Here is a 22,662-nt window from a genome sequence, read left to right as displayed (position 1 = left end):
AAAATCCCATGTCGATCACTCCGTATGCCTCCAGCTGCTTCAAGCCGAGGCAGGGTTGCACATGGGTCAATTCTCAATGACAATTTTGGCGGTTGCCGGGTCAATTCTCAGTGGCAATCAACAGTCATGCAATTCCGACGCACCGGAGAAACGCATGACGACCCACGATCCCATCCCCGCGCGCCTGGCCGCACTGAAGACCACGCCGACGCCCGAATTGAAGAAACAGTGGCGCGAGTTGTTCGACAGCGAGCCGCCGCCGTTCAACCGACGCTACCTGGAGAGCCGACTGGCCTATCGCATCCAGGAGCTGGCCTATGGTGGCCTGAAGCCCGAGACGATCCGGCGGCTTGAACGGCTGGGCGAGGAACTCGACGGCGGTGACAAGAAGAAGCGCGGCATGCGCCTCGACCGGGACCGCCCCATCACCGGCACGCGGCTGCTGCGCGAATGGCAGGGCGCCGAGCAGATCGTCACCGTAACTGCAGACGGCTTCGAATGGCAGGGGCGGCCCTACAAGTCACTGTCCGCCATCGCGCGTGCGATCACCGGCACGCGCTGGAACGGCTGGGTCTTTTTCGGCCTGAAGAACCACAGGGCGCGGACATGACGAAGCCGCCCGAAAAATCGAAGGTCGTCCGCAAGCTGCGCTGCGCCGTCTACACCCGGAAAGCGTTCTCGCAGGTGGTCCACGAAACGCGGCTCGGTACGGGCCATGTAGGCGATCAGAGCTTGCAGGATCCGTTCATGCGCCAGCACACGCCGTTCGAGGTCGGTGGTCTCGGGTGAAGCTATCGGCATGGCGCGGTTCATCCTTCATCGACCGCGCTTTCCGGGCGCTCCGGCAATGCGTCAACATCAAGGGCTGCCAGGCAGGCCTGCGCGATATCGCGGTTCGGAGCATCTGTTCCTGGCACCGTCGCCCAGCCCACCTCCATCAGGGCATCGCGCCGCTGATAGGTCGACGCGGCCCGGATCGTTTCAAGCTTTTCGGCCCGTGCTGGGTCGGACTGTGCCATCTCAAGGCAAACCGGCACCATGGAGGCGACGACATCGCCTTGGGACATCGCCATCGCCCTGTCATTCGCGGTTCCGCCGGTCACCCAGCCGCCCCAGGTAAAACCGACCACGCCGACGAAAACCGCACCGATCACGGCACCATAGACGCCGGGCTTGAGCCATTCGGGAGCATTCATTTCAAGTCCTCCTGCGGGGAAAGCGCCGCCTCGCTGTGATTGTTTTTCTCAGTCGCGCCCCGATCCCGGCTCAGCGCCTCTTTCAGGTCGCTGTCGGAAATCGCCCTCAACTCGGTCCGTCCCGCATGGCCGCCCCTTCCGCGCACCGTCAGGTAGGTCGCCGTCCGGCGATACGCCTCGAAACTGAGCCCCTGAAGAAGCTCCTCTTCGACGAGAACCTCGTAGTCGCCCGCGGGCAGATCGCCCGGGTATCCCGGCAAGGTGAACGGGTTCGAAAACGTCACCGTCGATCTGGTCGACCGCATGTTCATCTCTGGTCTCCGCGATGTTGGCAGATCCGTCGCTCACCACTGTTGACGGCCCCTTGGAGTGCGGGACGGACCAGTCGAACGATTGAGTGTCTTGTACCTCGGGATCGTCCGACTGGCGCTGACGCATGTTAGTCCCGGGCACCGAACCGGCTGCGACCTTCCTGGGGGCAGTCGCCCGTACTGACCTGTGTAAGGGCGGCGAGACCGACCTGCGCGTATCCTTTGGGAAACGGGGGCGATCTGCGTTCCTGCAAACCTTGAAAGGATTGGCGATGGCCGACCCCAGTGTTCTCAACCCGCACCCGCCCGAGTTCGATCGGTTTCTCCAAGCGTCCGTCGGCGAGGACCGGAACGGCTATGCCGTGACGGTGCTCTCCACGCTTGCGCGGCTTGGCCTCGATCCATGGAAGGAAACCGCTGAACTGGTCTCGCTGGGGCGCGACGCCGCGCGGGCACGATTGGGAACGCTGCTTGCCCGATTTCGGGACGTTCCTGCGCTCGTCAGCGACCACGGCAGGATCGCACGAGACCTGAGCCAGCTGCTTCCCGAAGGACCGACGTCAGGTGCCCTGCAACGCGCTGCCTCTACGGTGGCCGATGGCCGCCCGGGAACAAGCGGAGCGATCTGGGCGGTGCTCGCGATCATCTTTGTACTGTTTCAGATGTTCATGGTTGGCGGGTCGGGGTCAGGCGAATGACCGTCTCAACCACAACCATGGGCAGACCGGCACATGCGGCACACAAGTCCGGCACGCTATCGCCTCGCGAACAGGGCGTTCTCTGGGACATGGAGGAACACTTCTGGACCAGTGGTGCCGACAACGCGCGGGCAACGACTGCGACCAACGCCGTCATGGTCTTCCCCTATCCGCCCGGCATCCTCCAGGGCGACCAGATCTGGACCCACCTTCGTGAAAGGACCGGCTGGCGCACCGTTGTCATGGCCGAACGGCGCGTGATGCGGTGTCATGACATCGCCATTCTCACCTATCGCGTCTCGGCAGAGAAACCCGATGTGCCGATCTACAAGGCCCTCTGTGCCTCGACCTACCTCAACGATGACGACAGATGGCTGAGGATTTCCCACCAGCAAACTGCGGTGACTTGAGAAGCGCAGAGGCGATCGACCTGCCGCAGGTGCCGGGACTAACCTGCGTCAGTGCGGCGTGACGCAGACATCCGTTAGGTGAGACGTGCCCGCCGAATGTTTGGTGGTGCATCTTTTTCCGAGTACCTGAGAAGCGTGTGGGCGTGCCGATCCCAATAAGGTCGGCATGTTGGCGCGCTTCTTATTCTCGGAGCGTCCAGGAAAGGACAATCCCAATGACTCCCGAACAGAACAAGACCGCCGAAAAGATGACCTCCGTGAAGGCCGCATGGGACAAGGCGCCCGCTGGTCCGAAGAAGGATGCGGCGCTGAAGCACTACCAGGCAGCCGAGAAGGCCAACACCGCGAAGAACGACGCCGAGACCAACAAGGAACTCGATGCGGCGACCCACGCCCTCGCGTAACCTCCGGCGTCTGACGTGAACACCGGGGCCGCCTGCCGAGCAAGAGAGGGCGGCCCTCTCATTTCAGTAGCGGCCCAGTCTGGTCCAGATATTCCGGATCGAACTCGGCAAGTTCCACCAGCCCGCCATAGTCGTGAAACGTCACGCGGCCGTCCCGAAAGGTGACCAGTCCACTCTCGCGAAGCTGCCGCAGGACGCGGTTCACATGGACCGCGCTCAACCCCAGCGTATCGGCGAGGTGGTATTGCGTCAGAGGGCAGTCGAATCCTTCCTTGCTGCCTATGCCGACCAGCGCAAGCCTCGATCCCAGTTCCAGCAGGAAATGCGCCATGCGGGCCTCCGCATTACGCCGACCGATCCCGACCAGATGCTCCACGACCATCGCTTCGTCCCTTGACGCTGCCCAGAGTATGGCGGTCGCGAGGCGCGGCGTCCGCGCGAAGGCATCGATAAGGTCGCTCGCCAGCACTTCGGCGGCCTCGATGTCAACGATGGGTTCGAAGCTGTGATCCGACGTGCGCAACAGGACGCTGCGCAATCCCAGAAAATCCCCCGGCACCTGGAAATCCACGATCTGCCGCGTCCCGTCGGCCTGGAGCTTGTAGGAACAGACCCAACCCGACGACAGAATGTACGCAGCTTGAGCCGACTGCCCCTGATGCACCATGTCACGCCCCGCGACGAATGAGCGACGACGCTCATGCAGTCGTTCAAGCACGGCCAGCTCGACCTCCGACAGGGCGACGAAGGCGGAGAGCTTGCGTGTCAGGGGGCTGTGTTCGGCTGATGTCATGAAGGCTCCCGGCGTGCCGTGACCCAGGAGCGGAAATCGGTCCGGACACTGCTCTGGATCAGTCCAGCATAGAGCACTTCCTGCGAGAAGTACGGATGTATCTGAAACTCGCCTTCCACGGGGATCACGATGCCAAGGAAGGGACGCCAGATGTCGACCGCGAGCGAACATGCAGGCCAGGCCGCCCTGTCAATCTGCGAGGCGCTCCTGCTTGCCTTGAACGATCGCGGGTTGCTGCCGGAGCACGAGATTGTGGGGGTTCTTCGCGACGCCGCGGCGACCCATGAGAATGCCGTTGGCACCGAACTCGAAATGGAAATGCACCGGGCCGTCGCCGAAATGATCAATTCGATCATAGCTGGCGGGAACTCCGTTCGACGCCCGTGATGCAATACCGCGGCGGTCTGATCCGCAATCTCGAAGAATAGCCCCGCCAAGTTGTCGCCGCCTTGCGCGCATCGAAGCCGGGCATTCGAAAAAGGCACTTACGCCCGACAATCCTCGACAAGGAGCACGTCGATGTCATTCACTCCCCTCCACGACCGGGTCCTCGTTCGCCGCATTGAAGGCGACGAGGCGACCAAGGGCGGCCTCATCATTCCAGATACCGCCAAGGAGAAGCCTCAAAAAGGCGAAGTTGTCTGCGTCGGCGCTGGGGGAAGGCGCGAGGACGGCGAACGCATCCCGATGGACGTCAAAGCCGGCGACCGGATCCTGTTCGGAAAATGGTCCGGCTCAGAGATCAAACTCGATGGCGAAGACGTTCTGATCATGAAGGAGGGCGACATTCTCGGCGTGATCGCCTGAGTCCGAAACCTTTCCATCAACCCCAGTCTCAGGAACTCACACCCATGTCCGCCAAGGAAGTTCGATTCAGTACCGACGCCCGCGACCGAATGCTGAAAGGCATCAACACGCTGGCAAATGCCGTCAAGATCACACTCGGCCCCAAGGGCCGAAACGTCATTCTCGATAAATCCTGGGGTGCGCCGCGCATCACCAAGGACGGTGTGACCGTCGCCAAGGAGATCGAGCTTTCGGACCATTTCGAGAACATGGGCGCCCAGATGGTCAAGGAGGTCGCGCAGCGTACGAACGACGAGGCCGGCGACGGAACCACCACGGCAACCGTACTCGCCCATGCGATTGTCCGGGAAGGCATGAAGTCGGTTGCGGCCGGCATGAACCCGATGGATCTCAAACGCGGAATCGACAGGGCGGTGGCCGCAGTCGTGGCCGAGATCAAGACCATGTCCCGACCTGTGGGCGATAGCGACGAGATTGCCAAGGTCGGCTCCATTTCGGCCAATGGCGAAGTCGAGATTGGCCGGCAGATCGCCGACGCGATGGCCAAGGTCGGCAAGGAAGGCGTGATCACCGTCGAGGAAAACAAAGGGTTGGAGACCGAGACCGAAGTGGTCGAAGGCATGCAGTTCGACCGCGGCTATTTGAGTCCCTACTTCATCACGAACGCCCAGAAGATGGTCGTCGAGCTGGATGACTGCGTCGTCCTGCTTCACGAGAAGAAGTTGACCTCGCTCGCCTCAATGGTGCCGTTGCTGGAGGCCGTGATCCAGGCCGAGAAGCAACTGCTGATCGTGGCCGAGGATATCGAAGGCGAGGCGCTGGCGACGCTGGTCGTCAACAAGCTGCGCGGCGGATTGAAGGTGGCGGCCGTCAAGGCACCGGGCTTCGGGGATCGCCGCAAGGCGATGATGGAAGACATCGCCGTGCTGACGGGCGGTCAGGTGATTTCCGTGGAAATGGGCACCAAGCTGGAGAATGTCACCATGGACATGCTCGGGTCCGCCAGAAAGGTCACGATCACCAAAGATGACACGACGATCATCGACGGTGCTGGCGACAAGGATGCGATCGCGGCGCGCGTCACGCAGATTCGCGCGCAGATAGAGGAAACCGCTTCGGACTACGACAAGGAGAAGCTGCAGGAACGGCTGGCCAAGCTTGCCGGAGGTATCGCCGTGATCCGGGTCGGCGGGGCAACCGAGATCGAGGTGAAGGAGCGCAAGGACCGCGTCGACGATGCGCTGAACGCCACCCGCGCTGCGGTTCAGGAAGGTGTCGTGCCCGGCGGCGGCGTGGCCCTGGTTCACGCCGGAAAGGTGCTGGCGACGCTGAAGGGCGAGAATGGCGATCAGAATGCCGGCATCATGATCGTCCGGCGCGCGATCCAGGCACCGCTGCGCCAGATTGCCGAAAATGCCGGGGTCGACGGATCGGTCGTTGTTGGCAAGGTCATCGAGAACGACAGCCGGAGCTTCGGTTTCGACGCGCAGGCCGAGGAGTACATCGACATGCTGAAGGCCGGCGTTATCGACCCGACGAAAGTCGTTCGGATCGCACTGGAAAATGCCGCGTCCATTGCCGGGCTATTGATCACGACCGAGGCGATGGTCGCGCAAAAACCCAAGGAGGGCGGCGCCGGTAACGAAATGTCCGATATGGGTGGAGTGGGCGGAATGATGTGAATGGACGGGGCCTGTGCGCGGGAGCCTCGGGACGAGAAATCACATTCTCGATGGACATGAACACCGATCAATTCGCTTAAAGAATTCAGAACCAGGAGAAACTGGAATGGCCAAAGGTGACAAACAACGCGGCAACCGTGAAGCGAAGAAGCCCAAGAAGGTGAAGGAAAAGGTCGTTGCAACAGCCGACTTCACGAAGGGCAAAGCCTTGACCAATCTTGGTAATCACAAGAAAAAATAGCGAGAGGGCCAAGTGATTGTCTATCACTGAGTACGGAGCCTGATGGCGGCGGGGGACGCGGCGCATAACGCTATGGCAGTGCTTCCGCTGCGCAAGGCTGCACCTATGGGACGAGAAGCACCGGAGACTTCTTTAATTCGCGGAGTCCCGGACGCCTGCCGTCCGGGACGCGGCTGAGGCGCCGGCAGCTGCTTCTCGTGGTCAGCGCATCCGCGTTGCGATGGCACAGTCTCTCTCGACCCGAAAAGGTATGCTTCTCCCGTGATCGATACTCAACCAGGCCTGCCCCATGAGGCCGCCGACAGCATAACGAAACCATTCGCACGCTTCCTGAAGATCGAAGCGGCAGCTGGTGGGCTCCTGCTTGCGGCTGTTCTGCTGGCTTTAGCGCTGGCCAACTCGCCATGGCAAGAAGGTTTTCTGGGCTTCTGGGAGACCCCCATCGGTCTCACATTCGGCTCTTTGGATTTCACCCGCTCGCTTCGGCACTGGATCAACGACGGTCTGATGACCCTTTTCTTCTTCGTGCTTTCTCTGGAACTCAAGCGCGAGTTGGTGCTGGGCGAATTGCGAAACCCTCGACAGGCCGCCCTTCCGTTCGTAGGCGCCTTGGGTGGTATGGTCGTGCCAGTCTCTTTGTATCTTGTGTTGATGTCCGGTCAGCCCGGCATGCACGGCTGGGGAACTGTGATGGCAACCGATACGGCCTTCGTGATCGGGTGCCTGGCGCTCTTCGGACGCCGGATCCCGCCCACCTTGCGATTGTTCCTGCTGTCTTTGGCCATCTTTGACGACGTCGGTGCAATCCTCGTAGTCGCCTTCGGTTACGGTGAGGCGTTGAACTGGTCGGCTCTCGGATTGGGCTTTCTGGGGATTTGTATCGTCGCAGGCGCATCGCGACTCGGGATCAGAAGCGTACCGGTCTATTTCCTTCTGGGAGCGGCAGTCTGGTTATGCTTCGATGCTTCCGGCGTCCACGCGACCATTGCAGGTGTCATTCTGGGCCTGATGACGCCAACGCGCATATGGGTGAGCGATGCCCGCCTGCGTGAGATCCTTGGGCGGGTCCTCGCCGTTCCGACGGGCGATCGTCGACAAGGAAATGCCGCAAGCCACCGCGACCTGCGTCAAGCCGGCAGAGCAGTCACTGAGTCGCTCTCACCAGTCGAACGGCTCGAGATGATGCTGCACCCCTGGGTCGGCTTTGCAATCATGCCGATCTTCGCACTGGCAAATGCCGGCATCACGATTCAGGGTGTCGATTTCGTACAACCGGTCTCGCTGGCGATCATTGTCGGCTTGGTGTTGGGAAAACCGATCGGCGTCTTCGGGTTCAGCTGGATTGCCGTCCGATCCGGCCTGGCGGCACTCGCGCCGGGCTTGTCGTGGCCGTTCATTCTGGCCGGGTCGTTTCTGACCGGGATTGGTTTCACGATGTCGCTGCTCATCGCGGGCCTCGCATTCGACCGTTCCGTCCTGAATGCGGCGAAGTTGGGCATTCTCGCAGGATCAGCTATCTCTGCGGCAATTGGCATCCTCATGCTGCTACTCCTTACGCTTCTCGTAGCCCGAGCAGGAAGCGCCACGGCAGCTGGGCATAAAGTTCAGAAAATCTAGAATGGGAAGAAGATCGGGATCGCCCCCACCACCGATCCGCCGACGATAATGTTCATCGGAATACCGATTCTCAGGAAATCGCCAAATCTGTAGTTTCCTGCGCCATACACCAGTGTGTTGGTCTGATAGCCAACCGGGGTCGCAAAGCTCGCGCTTGCACCAAACATCACGGCGACGACGAACGGCCTTGGGTCGGCGCCAAGTTCTGCCGCAACACCGATCGCGAGCGGTGTAACCACGACGGCCACGGCGTTGTTGGTGACCGCCTCGGTAAGCGCCGAAGACAGTATGTAGATCACTGCGAGCGTGACAATTGGAGGAAACTCAATGAGTGCCGGAGCCAATGTCTCCACGATCAAGCTGACAGCCCCTGTATTCTGCATACCGGTGCCGACGATCAACATGGAAAAGATCAGCACAAGGACGCTGGCGTCAATGGAGGCCCAAGCCTCATCGTTGTCGATGCACCGGAGCACGAGGATGGCAGCGACCGCGACGAGGGCAAGCACGCTTATCTCGGCGAACCCGGCAGCGGCGAGCGCCACAACCGCGAAAAGAGCGAACAGAGCAAGGGGCGCTTTCCCGCGGCGGAACGCGCGCGCCCCCGCGTCCGTGATGGCGGCAAGATCGCCCACCTCGGTCAGACGGGCAAATCCTTCAGGAGTTCCTTCCAGTAGCAGCGTGTCTGCCGGGCGCAATAGCGCGGTGGAGAGGTCGGGTCCAAGTAGTTCGCCATGTCGGTGGGCGCCGAGTACCCGCATTCCGTAACGGTGTCCCATGGCAAGCTGCGCAATTCGCACCCCGCGGCTTCGGCGCGACAGCGTCACGATTGCCTCGGCGACGATCAATTCGGGGATGTTTTCCGTCGCTGGCCCTTGGCGCAACCCGACTTCGATCCCTGGAAGCTTCCTCAGAGTGAGCAGTTCCGATGTCGCCACCTTGGCAATGATCCTGTCGCCAGGTTCGAGTACATATTCCCTCAAACCGTCGCGCTTTACCCCAGACCGCGCGCGGATGCCAACGATCTCAATACCTCGTCGATTGAGGGCGGCGATTTCATGAATAGGTCGACCAATGCTCGGGTAGTCCTCTCGTAGGCGTACCTCGGTCAAGAAAATCGCTCCATCGTCGTCGCCCTGTCCTGCAAGATTCTTTCGGTCCGGAAGCAGGACAGGGCCCATCAGAAGGAGCGCCACGCCCCCCGTTGCCGCGGCCACCAGGCCGACGGGCGTGATCTCGAAAATTGAAAATGGCTCCAAGCCAGACGCCTGGGACACGCCGTCAACTAGGAGGTTGGTCGACGTGCCGATCAGAGTACAAGTCCCGCCCAGGACCGCCATGTAGGATAGCGGGATCAACAGGCGCGTCGCAGCAAAGTCGAGACTCTGCGCCAAACGGATGGCCACCGGTATCAAGACAACGACGACCGGCGTGTTATTCATCAAGCCCGAGGCGACAAGCGTCGCGATGAGAAACGCCGCTGTGCCCGCAATCGGGCGTTTTCTCGCCGCGGCGACGACCCGGTTCGCGAGTGCGTCGAGAAGCCCGGTTCGGACCAAAGCGCCGCTGATTACGAACATCGCGGCGATCGTGAGGGGTGCAGGGTTGGCGAATGCCGCCAGAACTTCATTCGTGGGGACAAACCCGAAGATAATAAACAATGCGGCAGCCCCCGCAGCGGTTACGTCCGGCTCGAAGCGCTCGGAAATAAATGCCGCAAACAAGAGAAGAACAATTGCCAGCGCAATGTAGGGTTCATAGCCGTTGGTGAGATCGATCAACCCATCCTCCGGGCTATATACATTCGCCACAGATGGTCTTTCGGACGAATAATCCATCCTCTGGAGTAATCAGCGGCAGACAGATCGACCTCAATGTCCCCGACATTTAGCCGTATCGAATATGGACCAGCGGCGACGTAGCCGTCCGCTGCACGACAATTGCCTTGCGCGCCGACTCTACAGCGTGTGTCGAGCACGATCAAACTATCAAAGGCCTCCCGTTCGTCTCGCCCGCGGGCTCCTAAGAGCTGCTTGTGCCACCGAAATTTTTGGCCAATTTTCATCTGAGGCGGCCCCCGCAGACACGAGCCTGCTCCCGCATCACGGCGTAGTCGCTCAACATCTCCGCGACCGCCGATCCCTGTGGCAGCAAGGCCAGGTCCTCGGCCGCCCGCGCCTGGAACTCCCTGCCATACTCGACCACGGGCGGGCACGTCGCGAGCCTCCCGTCCTCAGAACGAAGCGTCGCGCAGCCGCTCAGCAAGATCGTGGTGATCGCGAGGACGGCGAGCGGCCGCTTCCAGCATCCGGCGTTGGACGTCATTGGCCTTCTCCATGGCTTCGATGCGTTCGACGAGGCGTCCTGCTCGCTCCCCGGAGCGGCGCAGGGAAAGCAGGAACAGAAGGATCGAAGAGGCGGTGGCGCCGTAGCGGAGCACCGTGCACGCCCATGCCGATCCGGCGAGCGTGGCGAGGAGGCCGCCAATCACCGCCGCCCCCGGCGCCAGTCATCGAGGCGGGCGTAAATCGTGACCGCGATTCCGCCCAGCGCGACCGCGATGAACACCCAGCGCAGGGTGTCGAGATACGGGACGAGCGGCAGGATCGCGGTCTGGGTCTCGGTGAGCAACTGCTGAGCCACCTCGACTCCGGCCGCTCCGAGCGTCGCGACACCCGCCGCGCCACCGCCCTTCATGGTGCGGCTGGCGGCCAGCACTTCGCGCGCAGGCGGCGTCTCGGCTGCGAATGCGGTCTCCCGGACCGGGAACCGCTCGCCCCATTGTCGCGCGGGCCCCAGGTCGACATGCATGAACCCCGAGCGCGGGTAAAAGCCGAAGCCGAGGAACCCGACCTCGCGCGCCGCGGCCTCGAAGGCCACTGGGTCGTGGTTCGCCATGGCGATATCGAAGGCGGCGCCCTCAAGATGTTTCGACCGGGTAGCACCGCCGACAGCGCGGTTGTGCTCGGGGCTGCGATAGGCGGAACGCACGATCAGCGGCTTGCCCAACCGGTCGCGCAGCGCCTGTAGTTTGTCGAGCGCGGGTTCGTTGATCAGCTTTCCAGTGCCCCGGCAGGCGATCTCGGCCGGGCTGAAATTCGGCCAGCGCCAGGTGCCCTCAGGCACGTTGCGCCAATGGCCGTGGAAGGTCGTGGTCATGGGGTCCTCCAGAAACGAAAAACCCGCCTCAAGGGCGGGTCATTGCGGGCCGATGAATGGAATGGTGAGCGGCTAAGGGCTGCCGCCGAAGATCTTCAGCTTGATGGCGATGCCCGCGAGCAGCGCCAGCATGACGCCGGTTGTGATCATGCGGACGGCGGTCTGCATCGCGGTGCGCCGCACCAGACGGATGCAATCCACGAGGGAGCGCAGATCGCGGATGTCGAGCGCGGCCTCGTCGCCGTCGAGGCCGACATCGGCCAGTGCGCGCTTCGCGCCTTCCTCCGCCGCCCGCGTGAGGATCGCCTCGAACTCGGCGTCGGGCATGCGCACGAAGCCATCGGATCGGGGTGGTGTCATCGGATCCTCCTTCCGCCGCTCAGCCGATCTTCGCGCCCCAGAAGGACGTGTGATAGGCGGCGAAGTAGCCGTCCGCGACCCGGAAATACCCCTGCAGCTCGACGGTATCGCCCGCGGTGAGCGGGACCATGGTCTGCAGCCAGATGGCGGTGGCGAGCGAAACGTGGGTGGCGGAAATTTCGCCGAGGGAGCCGCGGATTTCGGTCGTGCCGTTCACAACGAGGCGGCCGCGCATGCGCGCGGTGGTGCTGGCGTTGACCTTGTACATGAGCGTCGCGCCGAAGAGGTAGGTGCCGTCGACCGGGGCCACGAAGTGGTTGTTCGCGGCGTCGAAGGCCCCCTGATCGTTGTAATCCGTGTTGTTGAGACCGATCTTCGTCCAGGTCCCGAGGCCGACATAGTTGTCGTAGTTCGTGTACGCCTTGAAGCGAGGCAGGCGCGGCTGGTCGACGATGCCGGTGGCGTTGTCGACGCTCAGCCCATCGAAGAAAGTGCTGCCGTCGGCCGAGACGGCGAGCCGGAACCTGTCCGTGCCGAACAGCCCCACCAGCGCCTTGGTCACGAAGCCAGTCTGCAGCGTCAGGCCGAGATCATCGGCGGCGGCCTCCTTGTTCATCGTGTAGAAGAGATCGCCGGTGCCGCCCTCGGCCACGGTCTTTGCGGTCCAGAGGGCGGCGTTCAGCTTGGCCGAGAACGGGTTCGAGGCATCCGCTGTCGTGCCGAGGCCCAGCAGCGCCATGTTCTGCAGCGTCGCGGGCGTCGTGCCGACCCAGCCCGCGCCGTCGTAGGCGAGCAGCAGAGCCTCGTCCTCGACCCAAGCCCGCCAACCGGTGCGCGGTGGTAGGCGCAGCCAGTCGCCATCGGTCCAGAGCGCGACGTTCATGTCCCAGCCCGCCCAGTCGCCGGTCGCGCCCGAGGCGACGATGTAGCGGTCACCATCGGCGGGGCTGCCGGGCGGTGCAGTCAGGTTCCGGTCGCGGACGGAAAGCTGGACGAGCCCGTCGAGGATCCGCAGCGCCTCGTTGTGGGTGACATGCTTCTGGGCCTGCGCCGCCAGGATGTACGGCAATAGGAGATGGGTCGTGGCGTCGGACATGGGTTGGCTTTCAGAGCGTGAGCGTGACAGTCTTGGGCGCGCCCCGCCCGACGAGGGCGGAGAGCTGGTAGATGCGGATGTCGAGCGTGTCGCCGGGGCCGAGCGGAGCGCCCCAGTCGGCGGTCTGCTGGGCGGCGGTGTAGACGGCGCTGGCGGTGGCGGTGCTCAGCAGCCGCTTTACCGTTGCACCGTCGAGGATTTCGACCTCGTAGGCTTCCAGTTCCTCCGCCATCGGCACTTCGACAGCGCCCCAGCTGTCGGCGGCGAGCGCGCGGGACCGGCGTGTCCAGCGGATCGTCAGATCGCCGGTCGTGCGAGGCCTACGCCACGGCTGCTCGACATGGGTGGCCGCAGGCCAGCGGACGATCCAGTGGATCGTTCGCAGCCGCGAACGCCCGGAGCGCAAGCGGAGGGCCGGACATGACGAAGCCACCCGATAAATCGAAACTCGTCCGCAAGCTGCGGTGCGCGGTCTACACCCGGAAATCCTCCGAGGAAGGACTGGAGCAGGAGTTCAACTCGCTCCACGCCCAGCGTGAGGCCTGCGAGGCATTCATCGCCAGCCAGCGGTCCGAGGGCTGGGTGCTGGTCCGCGATCAGTATGACGACGGCGGCATCTCCGGCGGCACGCTGGAACGGCCCGGCCTGAAGCGGCTGCTGGAGGATATCGAGGACGGGCTGGTCGACGTGGTCGTGGTCTACAAGATCGACCGGCTAAGCCGCTCGCTCGCCGATTTTGCCAAGCTGGTCGAGGTGTTCGACCGGAACGGGGTGACCTTCGTCTCGGTGACGCAGTCGTTCAACACCACCACGTCGATGGGACGGCTGACGCTGAACATCCTGCTCTCCTTCGCCCAGTTCGAGCGCGAGGTGACGGCCGAGCGCATCCGCGACAAGGTCGCCGCCAGCCGGAAGAAGGGCATGTGGATGGGCGGGGTGCCACCCTACGGGTATCGGGCCGAGAACCGGAAGCTGGTGATCGACGAAGAAACCGCTGCGCATGTCCGCTGGATCTTCGCCCGCTTCCTCGAGATCGGGTCCTGCACGGAACTGGCGCGGGAGGTTGGCACGCGCGGTCTCCGGACGCCGCGCGGCAACCGTATCGACAAGAAATACATCTATCGGATGCTCAGCAACCGCTCCTACATCGGCGAAGCGGTCCACAAGAGCGAGAGCTATCCCGGCGAACACGACGCCATCATCGACCGCGAGACGTGGGACCGTGTGCATGCCATCCTGCAGGAGAGCCCGCGCAAGCGCGCGGCCCGCACACGCGCCGACACGCCCGCGCTGCTGAAGGGGCTACTGTTCGGGCCCGATGGCGCCGCGTTTTCGCCGACCCATACCCGCAAGGGCGACAGGCTCTACCGCTACTACGTGAGCCAGACGGTGCTAAAGCATGGCGCCGGGTCTTGCCCTATCGGCCGCGTGCCCGCGGGCGAGATCGAGTGCGCTGTCATAGACCAACTCCGCGCCGTGCTCCGCCAGCCCGAGATCGTTGCGGGGACGTGGAAGGCGGCACGTGCCCACGCCGACGACATCTCCGAGGCCGATGCCCGCGCGGCCCTGCAGCAGCTCGACCCGCTTTGGGACGAACTCTTCCCCGCCGAACAGGCACGCATTGTGGCGCTGTTGGTCGAGCGTGTCGACATAGGCACCAAAGGGCTGAACGTGCGCCTGCGCGTCGATGGCCTCGGCAGCCTCGCGCGCGAGATGCTGGCCGGCGGAATCGAGGCTGCCGCATGACCCGAGGGACTCCAATCCCCGAGACCGTGACGCTCCATGTCCCGTTCCGTATCGTGAAGCGCGGCGGGCGGAAGGAGATGCAGCTGGCTTCGGGAGAGTCGGCCCCCCGTGCGCGTTTCGACAACACCATGATCAAAGCCATAGCGCGTGCATTTCGATGGCAGCGGTTGCTCGACTCGGGCGAGTTCGCCACCATTGCCGACTTGGCAGCACACGAACGCATCGCAGCCCCTTACTTGACCCGGCTCCTGCGTCTCACCCAGCTTTCACCGGAGATTGTCGAGGCCATCCTTGAGGGAAGACAGCCGCCCGACCTGACGCTCGAGTCGCTGCGGGCGCAGTTTCCCACGGATTGGAACAGTCAGCGCGCATTGCTGCGACTTTGAATTCCGCAAGCACTTGGTGAACACGCCCGACTCGATGGATGGCTTGTGCTTTTAGCCAGTTTGGCCAAAGTAAGCCATGCAAGAGCGGAGAGTCAGATGCAGATCCTGACCGCGAAAGACGCGAAGTACGGCTTCGGGCGGCTGATTGATCTCGCCCGAGCCGAGCCTGTCGCGGTGGCGAAGCATGGACGCCCCGTTGTCGTCGTGCTGGCCGTCGAGGAATACGAGCGGCTGAAGGCGCTGGACAAGCCTGGCATCAGTCCGGGTGAACAAAACGCAGGAAAGAAAACGAGCGAATGATTGCAGACCACCTGACCGGAATCGAACAGTTTGGCGCGGACCTATGGAAGTTGGCCGACGACCTGCGGGCCAACTCCGGTCTCGCATCGAACGAGTACTTCATGCCAATCATGGGGCTCCTTTTCCTGCGCCAAGCCACGAACCGCTACTATGCTGCTCTCGCTGCGATCGAGGCGGACAAGGCCGCCGGCAAGATGCCGGATCGACCGCTGGTCGACGCCGACTTCCGCCGCCGCCGCGCAATGCTGCTGCCCGAGGCGGCCCGTTACGACGTGATCCTCGACATGCCCAAGGGCGGTCAGCTTGGCGCCGCGCTCACCGCCGCCATGGAGGAGGTCGAGAAGCATTTCCCGCCGCTCGCTGGCCAGTTGCCGAAGGACTACGAGCGCTTCGACGATGACCTGCTCGAAAGCATGATGCGCAAGTTCGACACCGAGGCCCTGCGCAATGCTTCCGGCGACGTCTTCGGCCGCATCTATGAATACTTCCTCGCCGAGTTCTCCAAGCAGGGCGCCCATGACAACGGCGAATTCTTCACGCCGCCCTCCATCGTCCAGACCATCGTCAATGTGATCGAGCCAGACCACGGCATCGTTTTCGACCCAGCGTGCGGCTCGGGCGGCATGTTCGTGCAGTCCAGCCACTTCATCGAGGACGCGGGCCAGGACACGATGAAGCGCGTCACCTTCTACGGCCACGAAAAGAACGAGACGACAGCGAAGCTCGCCCAGATCAACCTCGCTGTCCACGGCCTGCAGGGCACGATCCGGGCTGGGAACGAGGCGATCACATACTACAAGGATCCGCACGAACTGGTCGGCAAGTGCGACTTCGTGATGGCCAATCCGCCCTTCAACGTGGACGAGGTCGACGCCGACAAGGTCAAGGGTGACAAGCGGCTGCCCTTCGGCCTGCCGGGCGTGAACAAGGCCAAGAAGGTCTCGAACGCCAACTACCTGTGGATGTCCTATTTCTACAGCTACCTGAACGACGACGGCCGCGCCGGGGTCGTCATGTCCAGCCAGGCGTCCAGCGCCGGGCGGGACGAGGCGATCGTGCGCCAAAAGCTGGTCGAGACTGGCGCCGTCGACGTGATGATCGATATCCGCGGCAACTTCTTCTACACGCGCACCGTGCCCTGCCAGCTGTGGTTCTTCGACCGGGCGAAGGAGCGTGACCCCGAGCGCGCCGATCACGTCCTGATGCTCGATGCGCGCAACATCTACCGCAAGGTATCGCGCGCCATCTACGATTTCGCACCCGAGCAGCAGAAGAACATTGCCGCCATCGTCTGGCTCTATCGCGGCGAGGCTGACCGGTTCCTGAAACTCGTCGAAAGCTACCTTACGCAGGCCATTGCAGAGGGCCAGGCGACGGCGGAGCCGCTGGCAGACTATGACAAGGCGCTCGGCAAGCTCATCGACCTGGTGCATCCCTTCGTCACCGAAAAGCGCGATCCGGATCCGCTGGCGGAGACTTGGGGCGAACTGACCGGCGCGCGCACAACGCTGGCAGCGGATATCGCGGGGTTCGACGCCGAGGTGACCGCGAGGGCGGCGGACTGGGCGGGTGCCGCGCGCGACAATGCCGGGCTGCACGGGGCCCGCACCGGGCTGCACCCCATGGCCGACCGCTGCCGCGATATGACCAAGCAGATCGACCTCGCCGCTAAGCTGGCCGGGCGGGTGGTGGACACGGCCATCAAGGAGCTGGATGCCCGCGACCACGCCCTTTGGCCCAATGCCGAGGTCACGCGCTCCCGCAAGGCGCTGGAGGGCGCACGGGCCGCTGCGGTCGAGGCGCTTCGGACGGCGCGGTATTTCGTGAAACAGGCAGACTGGCTACAGGAGCGGTTCCCCGACGCCGCGCTTCGCGATGTCGAGGGGCTGGTGAAGCGGGTCAGCCGCGCCGAGATCGCGGCGCATGACCACAGCCTGACGCCCGGCCGCTACGTCGGCGTCGCGCCCGAGGAGGTGGACGAAGATTTCGATTTCGAGGAGGCACTGCGGTCGATCCACATCGACCTGAAGGGGTTGAACGAGGAAGCTGTGGAACTGGCGGAGCATATTGCTCGGAACTTTGAGGAGTTGGGGGCGTGACGCTCGTTCGGAAGCGTCTTCACCAGTTGGGGCGTGTAGTGACGGGGAAAACTCCGCCGACTGCACGGCAGGAGCTTTTTCAAGGCGAATATCTATTCATCACCCCAAGCGATCTTGACTACAATCATTATTATTGCCGAAGCGCCGAGCGGACTGTTTCTGAGCAGGCAAAGGCGACGCTCAGAAATCAGTTCATTCCTGCCAACGCGGTCATGTTTACCTGTATCGGCGCGACGATCGGAAAATGTGGAATTGCTCCTTCGGAATGCCTGACGAACCAGCAAATCAATTCAGTAATTGCCAACGATGAGTGTGATCCGAGATTCCTATACTACCTGCTTTGCAACAGCGTTGATATCGTAAAGGGGATGGGCGGTGGCGCCGCAACCCCAATCGTCAACAAGTCCAAGTTTGAAAATATTGATTTCCTTGTTCCCCCGCTTCGCCAGCAGCAAGAGGTCGGCAGGATACTTTCCGCCTACGACGACATGATCGAGAACAACCGGCGGCGGATTGTGCTGTTGGAGGAGGCGGCGCGGCTGCTCTACCGCGAGTGGTTCGTCCACTTCCGCTTCCCCGGCCACGAACACGTCCCCCTCACCGACGGCCTCCCCAATGGCTGGGAGCGGCAGATCTTCGATGACGTCTGCGAGACAATTGGTGGAGGAACCCCAAAGACTGAAAAGCCCGAGTTCTGGAATGACGGCGATATCCCTTGGTACACGCCCACGGACATCACCCGGAACTCATGCCTCGCTTTGCTCGACAGCGCGACAAAGATCACGGAAGCCGGACTGCGGGGCTCTTCGGCAAAGATGCTCCCGGCCGGAACGGTGTTGATGACCAGCCGCGCCTCAGTCGGCTTTTTCGGGATCATCGAAACGCCGTCCTGCACCAATCAGGGCTTCGTAAGTATCATCCCGCACGATCCCCGCGCCCGAATGTATCTGCTGCACAACCTGATGCACCGCGTCGAGGAAATCCGCTCCCACGCCGGTGGCGCGACCTACAAGGAGATCAGCAAGGGAAAGTTTCGCGCATTGCCGGTGATCATTCCTGACGCGGCGCTGCTTCGCGAGTTCGAGGACCAGGCTTCGACATTGCACTCACAGGTTCGCACCTTGCACACACAAAACCAGAAGCTCGCCCAAGCCCGCGACCTCCTCCTGCCGCGCCTGATGAACGGGGAGATCGCGGTATGACGCAAGACGATCGTCCCTCCCTGTTCGGTGATGATCCGGACGCCGCAGCTCGGCTGTTCGTCGAGATGCTGCCGCCAGAAGTCCATCTGATCCAACTGCTCGGTGAATGGCTTCCGACTGATCAATTGAAAGCAATAAGGGAGCTTCTGCAGCGAAACCATCAAGCCGCAGAAGCGTCCCGCATCAAGTTCGACGAACTCAGGCAACAGCTGAACGCCACCCCTAACGACGAGCAACTGGACCGGCTCCACAATGACCGCTTCTGGTCAAGGGTCTTTATGGATTCCGCGCATAGCATGTCCGCCGTTGGGATGCTCGCACCCTTCATGGAGTCCCTGTTTGTTGCCATCTTCGCGGGACTGAGGAGGTGGCAAGTTGAGGACATGGGCGACACGCGGCGGCAACGCGCCGACGATCAGTTCTGGAATCCGCAGATCTACTTCGAAAAGGACATGCCTAAGGCCAACCTCGTGAAAGGCATCGAGCAGTTGGCAGGTTCATGTGGGCTGCAGCCATACTTGCCTGCTGGGTATGACAGAACTCTGGCTGCCCTTTTCGCTTATCGCAACAACATGTTTCACAATGGGTTTTTATGGCCAGCCGAGACCATCAGCAAGTTCTCGAACCGCGTCGCATCGGAAAAGTGGCCGGAATCCTGGTTCACTAGCGTGGATAAGGCAGGCAAACCTTGGCTGTATTACATGTCTCCTGAGTTCTGCGATCACTGCGTTAAGCTGATTGATGAGATCCTAGATGGAACTGGGCGGTATCTAAAAGAACGTGGTTTGTGATGTCATAGAGGGCGTTGGATGGCGGTAACGGGGATCAACAGCGAGGATCGACTGGTTCAGGCGACCTTCGCCGAGCATCTGGAAACGGTGCTGGGCTGGGAAAACGTCTATGCCTACAACCAGGAGGTGCTCGGGCCGGATGGCACGCTGGGGCGCAAAGACACGACCGAGGCGGTCCTGATCCGCGACCTGCGCGCGGCCCTCCGCCGCCTCAACCCCGACTTGCCGGAACCAGCCATCGACGACGCGATCCGCGCCCTGACCGTCTATGACGTCAGCCGCTCTATGGTGCAGCACAACCGCGATTTCTACCGCATGCTGCGCGGCGGCGTGCCCGTCAGCTACCGCGATGCGCAGGGGCGCCAAAAATCCGCCCGTGCCAGGGTGATCGATTTCGACAACGCCCCCGGGTCCAACCGCTTTCTTGCCGTGCGCGAGCTGAAGCTGACCGGGCTCCGGACGCCCAACTACAACCGCCGCGCCGATCTGGTCTGCTTTGTGAACGGCCTGCCGCTGGTCTTCATCGAGCTGAAGGCTGTCTACAAGAACATCCGCGCGGGGTTCGACGGTAACCTGCGCGACTACATGGACGAAAACGTCATCGCCCATGCGTTCCACCACAACGCGTTCCTGATCGTGTCGAACGGCGACCGCGCCCGCTATGGCTCGATCACCAGCGCGTGGGAGCACTTCAATGAATGGAAGCGGCTGGAAGAGGCGGATGAAGGCAGCGTCGATGCGGAACGTCTGCTGAATGGCATGCTGGCGCACCACCGACTGCTCGATCTGGTCGAGAACTTCATCCTGTTCGACGAGAGCAAGGCGGGCGCCGCGCGCAAGGTGGTGGCGAGAAACCATCAGGTCCTGGGCGTGAACCGCGCCGTCGCCTCGGTCGCACGGCAGGAGGCGATCAAGGCGGAGATCCCGCCCGGAGAACGCCTGCGGCACCGCGTGGTCGAGCTGCCGCTGGAACGCAAGGCGCCGGCGAAACGCAGGAAGGGCGACCAGGCGCTTGTGACGGCGGAAACGGCGCTGCCATCCTTCATCCCCGAAGGCCCGGTCGACATAATCGAGCGGGCGCACCCCGATCTGGGCCGGCTGGGCGTGTTCTGGCACACGCAGGGCAGCGGCAAGTCCTATTCCATGGCCTTCTTCGCTGAGAAGGTGCGGCGCAAGGTGCCGGGTAATTTCACCTTCCTGCTGATGACCGACCGGAATGATCTCGACAGCCAGATCTACAAGACCTTCGTGGGCTGCGGCATTGCCGGGAACGAGACCCCGCGCGCGGCCTCCGGCGATGATCTGGAACGGATCCTGAAGGAGAACAACCAGTACGTCTTCAGCCTGATCCACAAGTTCAACAAGGACGTGGACCCGAAGAAGCCATACAGCGAGCGCGACGACATCATCGTGATCTCGGACGAGGCGCACCGCACGCAGGCAGGGCGGTTGGCCCGCAACATGCGCCTTGCGCTGCCCAATGCCGCCTTCATCGGCTTCACCGGCACGCCGCTGTTCAAGCAGGACGAAATCACCAAGCGCATCTTCGGCGAATATGTCTCGCGCTACGACTTCAAGCGATCCGAGGAGGACGGCGCTACCGTCAAGCTGGTCTACGAGAACCGGGGCGAGAAGCTGGGTGTCGCCAAGACGGATCTGAACGACCGGATCGCCGAGAAGATCGAGGAGGCGGAACTCGACCCGGATCAGGCAGCGCTCCTCGATAAGCTTCTCGGGAAAGACTACGAGGTCATCACCGCCGATGAGCGGCTCGACAAGATCGCAGCCGATTTCGTGGACCACTGCGCAACGAGGTGGGAATCCGGAAAATCCCTCTTCGTTTGTGTCGACAAGATCACCTGCGCCCGGATGCACCAGATGATCATACCGCGATGGCGGGCGAAGGCCGCAGAAGTCAGGGCGGCAGCCGATGCCAAGCAAGCCGAGGCGGATACCACGGCCGACGAAACCATGCGCGCTGTCCTCGCGGAGGAGGCGCAAGTACTGGATGCGCAGGCAACGTGGCTCGAGGAAACCATCGTCGAGATCATCATTAGCGAAGCGCAGAACGAGGTCGCGGACTTCAAGAAATGGGGGTTCGACATCATCCCGCACCGTGCCCTGATGAAGCAGGGTTTCGATACCGGGAATGGCGAACGGATCGATGTCGAGACGGCATTTAAGAACCCCAAGCACCCGTTCCGCGTCGCAATCGTCTGTGCGATGTGGCTGACCGGCTTCGACGTGGAATGCCTGTCGACGCTCTATATCGACAAGCCGATGAAGGCCCACACGCTGATGCAAGCCATCGCGCGCGCGAACAGGGTTTATCCTGGAAAGGATTTCGGCCTGATTGTCGACTACAATGGAATGCTCGCCAGCCTGCGAGCAGCGCTGGCTCAGTACGCGCTGGGCGATGATGGCACAGGCGGAGAAGAGATCATCGCCCCCATCGAGGAGAGGGTGCAGGCCCTGCTCGAAGCTATCGAGGCGACCGAGGCGCATCTGAGGAGCCTCGGCTTCGACCCAAGCGTTCTGCTCGGCTCGAAGGGCTTTGTGCGCATCAGGGGTCTGAAGGACGCCGTGGAAGCCGTCTATTCGACGGATGAGTCCAAGCGGCGCTTCGAGATTCTCGCACGGCAGGTGTTCATTCGCTTCAAGGCGCTGCTGATGGAACCCAGCGCTTGGGCATACGCCGAACGACACGACAACATCGAAGCAATCTACAAGAAGCTGACCGAGCGCCGCGACACGGCTGACGTGACAGAGCTGTTGAAGGAGTTGCACCGGATCGTCAACGAGGCCATCCGGACGCAGGCGCCAGGAGACGACCAAGCCGAGGGACTGACCTTCGACCTCAGTCAGATCGATCTTGAGAAGCTGCGTGATGAATTCGCAAAGAAGGTCAGACGCAAAGCGACCGCGCTTCAGGACATTCGAGACATCGTCGAACAGAAACTCGCCGAGATGCTGGCGCGCAATCCCGCAAGAATGGACTATCAGGTGAAGTACGAGGCAATCATCGCCGACTACAATCGGGAGAAAGACCGAACCACCATCGAGGAGACATTCCGTCGACTGGTCGAGCTCGTCAATAGTCTGGACGAGGAACAGAAGCGCGCAACGAAGGAGGGGCTTGGCGAGGATGAACTCGCGCTCTTCGACCTGCTGCTCAAGGACAACCTGGACAAGACGTCTCGTGAGCGGGTGAAGCAGGCGAGCCGCGACCTCTTGGCATGTTGATTGCCACTGAGAATTGACCCGGCAACCGCCAAAATTGTCATTGAGAATTGACCCATGTGCAACCCTGCCTCGGCTTGAAGCAGCTGGAGGCATACGGAGTGATCGACATGGGATTTTTGAA

25 protein-coding genes and 1 pseudogene are annotated in these 22,662 nt (G+C 62.3%); 17 read left to right on the top strand and 9 right to left on the bottom strand.

Features of this window, described 5'->3' with window-relative positions; translation table 11 throughout:
- Positions 1-154: 154 nt before the first annotated feature.
- Together KNW02_RS17850 and KNW02_RS17845 are read left to right on the top strand one after the other, a co-directional pair.
- On the top strand, positions 155-610 hold the full coding sequence (locus tag KNW02_RS17850) for a DUF2924 domain-containing protein (protein WP_216034576.1): 456 nt from the start codon (positions 155-157) through the stop codon (positions 608-610).
- A complete protein-coding gene (locus KNW02_RS17845) occupies positions 607-789 on the top strand; it encodes a hypothetical protein (protein WP_216034573.1) in 183 nt (60 codons plus the stop codon). Before KNW02_RS17850 ends, KNW02_RS17845 begins: the two co-directional genes overlap by 4 nt.
- Before the next feature lie 20 nt (positions 790-809).
- On the opposite strand, the gene KNW02_RS17840 is transcribed toward KNW02_RS17845, so the two are convergent.
- The gene (locus KNW02_RS17840) at positions 810-1,196 is read right to left on the bottom strand and encodes a hypothetical protein (RefSeq protein WP_216034572.1); all 387 of its coding nucleotides are present in this window, start codon (positions 1,194-1,196) and stop codon (positions 810-812) included.
- Complete coding sequence (locus KNW02_RS17835; RefSeq protein WP_252734064.1) at positions 1,193-1,507, bottom strand: hypothetical protein; 315 nt, start codon at positions 1,505-1,507, stop codon at positions 1,193-1,195. Before KNW02_RS17835 ends, KNW02_RS17840 begins: the two co-directional genes overlap by 4 nt.
- A 272-nt stretch (positions 1,508-1,779) precedes the next feature.
- Between KNW02_RS17835 and KNW02_RS17830 the strand changes: the two genes are divergently transcribed.
- The 3 genes from KNW02_RS17830 (at position 1,780) to KNW02_RS17820 (ending at position 3,019) form a co-directional block, all read left to right on the top strand.
- Positions 1,780-2,205: a hypothetical protein gene (locus tag KNW02_RS17830; protein WP_216034571.1), complete on the top strand. Its 426-nt coding sequence runs from the start codon at positions 1,780-1,782 to the stop codon at positions 2,203-2,205.
- A complete protein-coding gene (locus KNW02_RS17825) occupies positions 2,202-2,615 on the top strand; it encodes a hypothetical protein (protein ID WP_252734061.1) in 414 nt (137 codons plus the stop codon). Before KNW02_RS17830 ends, KNW02_RS17825 begins: the two co-directional genes overlap by 4 nt.
- Positions 2,616-2,830: 215 nt before the next feature.
- Positions 2,831-3,019, top strand: a complete 189-nt coding sequence (locus KNW02_RS17820; protein WP_062563232.1) for a hypothetical protein — start codon at positions 2,831-2,833, stop codon at positions 3,017-3,019.
- A 58-nt stretch (positions 3,020-3,077) separates the two neighbouring features.
- On the opposite strand, the gene KNW02_RS17815 is transcribed toward KNW02_RS17820, so the two are convergent.
- Entirely contained in the window at positions 3,078-3,812 is a 735-nt protein-coding gene (locus KNW02_RS17815; RefSeq protein ID WP_114350899.1) for a Crp/Fnr family transcriptional regulator, read from the bottom strand.
- A gap of 150 nt (positions 3,813-3,962) precedes the next feature.
- On the opposite strand from KNW02_RS17815, the gene KNW02_RS17810 reads away from it, so the two are divergent.
- The 5 genes from KNW02_RS17810 to nhaA all read left to right on the top strand — a co-directional run bounded on the left by KNW02_RS17810 (position 3,963) and on the right by nhaA (position 8,159).
- Complete coding sequence (locus KNW02_RS17810) at positions 3,963-4,199, top strand: hypothetical protein (protein ID WP_114350898.1); 237 nt, start codon at positions 3,963-3,965, stop codon at positions 4,197-4,199.
- A gap of 132 nt (positions 4,200-4,331) precedes the next feature.
- On the top strand, positions 4,332-4,619 hold the full coding sequence (locus KNW02_RS17805; protein WP_114350897.1) for a co-chaperone GroES: 288 nt from the start codon (positions 4,332-4,334) through the stop codon (positions 4,617-4,619).
- A gap of 44 nt (positions 4,620-4,663) precedes the next feature.
- Positions 4,664-6,301, top strand: coding sequence for a chaperonin GroEL (groL, locus tag KNW02_RS17800; protein WP_114350896.1), 1,638 nt, complete (start codon positions 4,664-4,666; stop codon positions 6,299-6,301).
- Positions 6,302-6,407: 106 nt separating this feature from the next.
- Complete coding sequence (locus KNW02_RS21140) at positions 6,408-6,542, top strand: hypothetical protein (protein ID WP_256447763.1); 135 nt, start codon at positions 6,408-6,410, stop codon at positions 6,540-6,542.
- 261 nt (positions 6,543-6,803) lie between these two features.
- Positions 6,804-8,159 carry a Na+/H+ antiporter NhaA gene (gene nhaA / locus KNW02_RS17795; RefSeq protein WP_114351024.1) on the top strand — a complete coding sequence of 452 codons (1,356 nt, stop codon included), beginning with the start codon at positions 6,804-6,806 and terminating at the stop codon, positions 8,157-8,159.
- Here the strand turns inward: nhaA and KNW02_RS17790 are convergent.
- The 6 genes and pseudogenes from KNW02_RS17790 to KNW02_RS21310 all read right to left on the bottom strand — a co-directional run.
- A complete protein-coding gene (locus KNW02_RS17790) occupies positions 8,156-9,997 on the bottom strand; it encodes an SLC13 family permease (protein WP_216034570.1) in 1,842 nt (613 codons plus the stop codon). The two genes, nhaA and KNW02_RS17790, sit on opposite strands and share 4 nt — an antisense overlap.
- Positions 9,998-10,392: 395 nt before the next feature.
- Positions 10,393-10,650 (bottom strand): hypothetical protein, encoded by a 258-nt coding sequence (locus tag KNW02_RS17785; protein ID WP_216034569.1) that lies wholly within the window; start codon positions 10,648-10,650, stop codon positions 10,393-10,395.
- Positions 10,647-11,318 (bottom strand): YcbK family protein, encoded by a 672-nt coding sequence (locus KNW02_RS17780; RefSeq protein WP_216034568.1) that lies wholly within the window; start codon positions 11,316-11,318, stop codon positions 10,647-10,649. Before KNW02_RS17780 ends, KNW02_RS17785 begins: the two co-directional genes overlap by 4 nt.
- 72 nt (positions 11,319-11,390) lie before the next feature.
- Entirely contained in the window at positions 11,391-11,645 is a 255-nt protein-coding gene (locus tag KNW02_RS17775) for a DUF6127 family protein (RefSeq protein WP_111432025.1), read from the bottom strand.
- A 52-nt stretch (positions 11,646-11,697) separates the two neighbouring features.
- The gene (locus KNW02_RS17770; RefSeq protein WP_216034567.1) at positions 11,698-12,774 is read right to left on the bottom strand and encodes a DUF2793 domain-containing protein; all 1,077 of its coding nucleotides are present in this window, start codon (positions 12,772-12,774) and stop codon (positions 11,698-11,700) included.
- A 10-nt stretch (positions 12,775-12,784) separates the two neighbouring features.
- Positions 12,785-13,126, bottom strand: a pseudogene (locus KNW02_RS21310) (hypothetical protein); the annotation flags it as partial.
- 68 nt (positions 13,127-13,194) lie between these two features.
- Here KNW02_RS21310 and KNW02_RS17760 point away from each other — a divergent pair.
- The 7 genes from KNW02_RS17760 to KNW02_RS17730 all read left to right on the top strand — a co-directional run bounded on the left by KNW02_RS17760 (position 13,195) and on the right by KNW02_RS17730 (position 22,541).
- Positions 13,195-14,520, top strand: a complete 1,326-nt coding sequence (locus KNW02_RS17760) for a recombinase family protein (RefSeq protein WP_216034566.1) — start codon at positions 13,195-13,197, stop codon at positions 14,518-14,520.
- 77 nt (positions 14,521-14,597) lie between these two features.
- Positions 14,598-14,906, top strand: a complete 309-nt coding sequence (locus KNW02_RS17755; protein ID WP_348524770.1) for a hypothetical protein — start codon at positions 14,598-14,600, stop codon at positions 14,904-14,906.
- Positions 14,907-15,002: 96 nt separating this feature from the next.
- Positions 15,003-15,206 carry a type II toxin-antitoxin system Phd/YefM family antitoxin gene (locus tag KNW02_RS17750; protein ID WP_094022100.1) on the top strand — a complete coding sequence of 68 codons (204 nt, stop codon included), beginning with the start codon at positions 15,003-15,005 and terminating at the stop codon, positions 15,204-15,206.
- Positions 15,203-17,305, top strand: a complete 2,103-nt coding sequence (locus KNW02_RS17745; protein ID WP_216034564.1) for a class I SAM-dependent DNA methyltransferase — start codon at positions 15,203-15,205, stop codon at positions 17,303-17,305. The genes KNW02_RS17750 and KNW02_RS17745 overlap by 4 nt, the downstream gene beginning before the upstream one ends.
- Complete coding sequence (locus KNW02_RS21225; RefSeq protein WP_216034563.1) at positions 17,302-18,507, top strand: restriction endonuclease subunit S; 1,206 nt, start codon at positions 17,302-17,304, stop codon at positions 18,505-18,507. The genes KNW02_RS17745 and KNW02_RS21225 overlap by 4 nt, the downstream gene beginning before the upstream one ends.
- Positions 18,504-19,298 (top strand): hypothetical protein, encoded by a 795-nt coding sequence (locus KNW02_RS17735; protein ID WP_216034562.1) that lies wholly within the window; start codon positions 18,504-18,506, stop codon positions 19,296-19,298. The genes KNW02_RS21225 and KNW02_RS17735 overlap by 4 nt, the downstream gene beginning before the upstream one ends.
- An 18-nt stretch (positions 19,299-19,316) precedes the next feature.
- Positions 19,317-22,541, top strand: coding sequence for a type I restriction endonuclease subunit R (locus KNW02_RS17730; protein WP_252734057.1), 3,225 nt, complete (start codon positions 19,317-19,319; stop codon positions 22,539-22,541).
- Positions 22,542-22,662 lie beyond the last annotated feature (121 nt).

It is taken from the genome of Paracoccus marinaquae (genome assembly GCF_018860165.1).
GTDB classification, from domain to species: domain Bacteria; phylum Pseudomonadota; class Alphaproteobacteria; order Rhodobacterales; family Rhodobacteraceae; genus Paracoccus; species Paracoccus marinaquae.
This window is presented reverse-complemented; position numbering and strand designations above follow the sequence as displayed.

Excerpts from the sequence above, each read along its gene's own strand:
- KNW02_RS17850 (WP_216034576.1), top strand. The coding sequence starts at position 155 with ATGACGACCCACGATCCCATCCCCGCGCGCCTGGCCGCACTGAAGACC.
- KNW02_RS17845 (WP_216034573.1), top strand. The coding sequence starts at position 607 with ATGACGAAGCCGCCCGAAAAATCGAAGGTCGTCCGCAAGCTGCGCTGC.
- KNW02_RS17840 (WP_216034572.1), bottom strand. The coding sequence starts at position 1,196 with ATGAATGCTCCCGAATGGCTCAAGCCCGGCGTCTATGGTGCCGTGATC.
- KNW02_RS17835 (WP_252734064.1), bottom strand. The coding sequence starts at position 1,507 with ATGAACATGCGGTCGACCAGATCGACGGTGACGTTTTCGAACCCGTTC.
- KNW02_RS17830 (WP_216034571.1), top strand. The coding sequence starts at position 1,780 with ATGGCCGACCCCAGTGTTCTCAACCCGCACCCGCCCGAGTTCGATCGG.
- KNW02_RS17825 (WP_252734061.1), top strand. The coding sequence starts at position 2,202 with ATGACCGTCTCAACCACAACCATGGGCAGACCGGCACATGCGGCACAC.
- KNW02_RS17820 (WP_062563232.1), top strand. The coding sequence starts at position 2,831 with ATGACTCCCGAACAGAACAAGACCGCCGAAAAGATGACCTCCGTGAAG.
- KNW02_RS17815 (WP_114350899.1), bottom strand. The coding sequence starts at position 3,812 with ATGACATCAGCCGAACACAGCCCCCTGACACGCAAGCTCTCCGCCTTC.
- KNW02_RS17810 (WP_114350898.1), top strand. The coding sequence starts at position 3,963 with ATGTCGACCGCGAGCGAACATGCAGGCCAGGCCGCCCTGTCAATCTGC.
- KNW02_RS17805 (WP_114350897.1), top strand. The coding sequence starts at position 4,332 with ATGTCATTCACTCCCCTCCACGACCGGGTCCTCGTTCGCCGCATTGAA.
- groL (WP_114350896.1), top strand. The coding sequence starts at position 4,664 with ATGTCCGCCAAGGAAGTTCGATTCAGTACCGACGCCCGCGACCGAATG.
- KNW02_RS21140 (WP_256447763.1), top strand. The coding sequence starts at position 6,408 with ATGGCCAAAGGTGACAAACAACGCGGCAACCGTGAAGCGAAGAAGCCC.
- KNW02_RS17790 (WP_216034570.1), bottom strand. The coding sequence starts at position 9,997 with ATGGATTATTCGTCCGAAAGACCATCTGTGGCGAATGTATATAGCCCG.
- KNW02_RS17780 (WP_216034568.1), bottom strand. The coding sequence starts at position 11,318 with ATGACCACGACCTTCCACGGCCATTGGCGCAACGTGCCTGAGGGCACC.
- KNW02_RS17775 (WP_111432025.1), bottom strand. The coding sequence starts at position 11,645 with ATGCCCGACGCCGAGTTCGAGGCGATCCTCACGCGGGCGGCGGAGGAA.
- KNW02_RS17770 (WP_216034567.1), bottom strand. The coding sequence starts at position 12,774 with ATGTCCGACGCCACGACCCATCTCCTATTGCCGTACATCCTGGCGGCG.
- KNW02_RS17760 (WP_216034566.1), top strand. The coding sequence starts at position 13,195 with ATGACGAAGCCACCCGATAAATCGAAACTCGTCCGCAAGCTGCGGTGC.
- KNW02_RS17755 (WP_348524770.1), top strand. The coding sequence starts at position 14,598 with ATGCAGCTGGCTTCGGGAGAGTCGGCCCCCCGTGCGCGTTTCGACAAC.
- KNW02_RS17750 (WP_094022100.1), top strand. The coding sequence starts at position 15,003 with ATGCAGATCCTGACCGCGAAAGACGCGAAGTACGGCTTCGGGCGGCTG.
- KNW02_RS17745 (WP_216034564.1), top strand. The coding sequence starts at position 15,203 with ATGATTGCAGACCACCTGACCGGAATCGAACAGTTTGGCGCGGACCTA.
- KNW02_RS17735 (WP_216034562.1), top strand. The coding sequence starts at position 18,504 with ATGACGCAAGACGATCGTCCCTCCCTGTTCGGTGATGATCCGGACGCC.
- KNW02_RS17730 (WP_252734057.1), top strand. The coding sequence starts at position 19,317 with ATGGCGGTAACGGGGATCAACAGCGAGGATCGACTGGTTCAGGCGACC.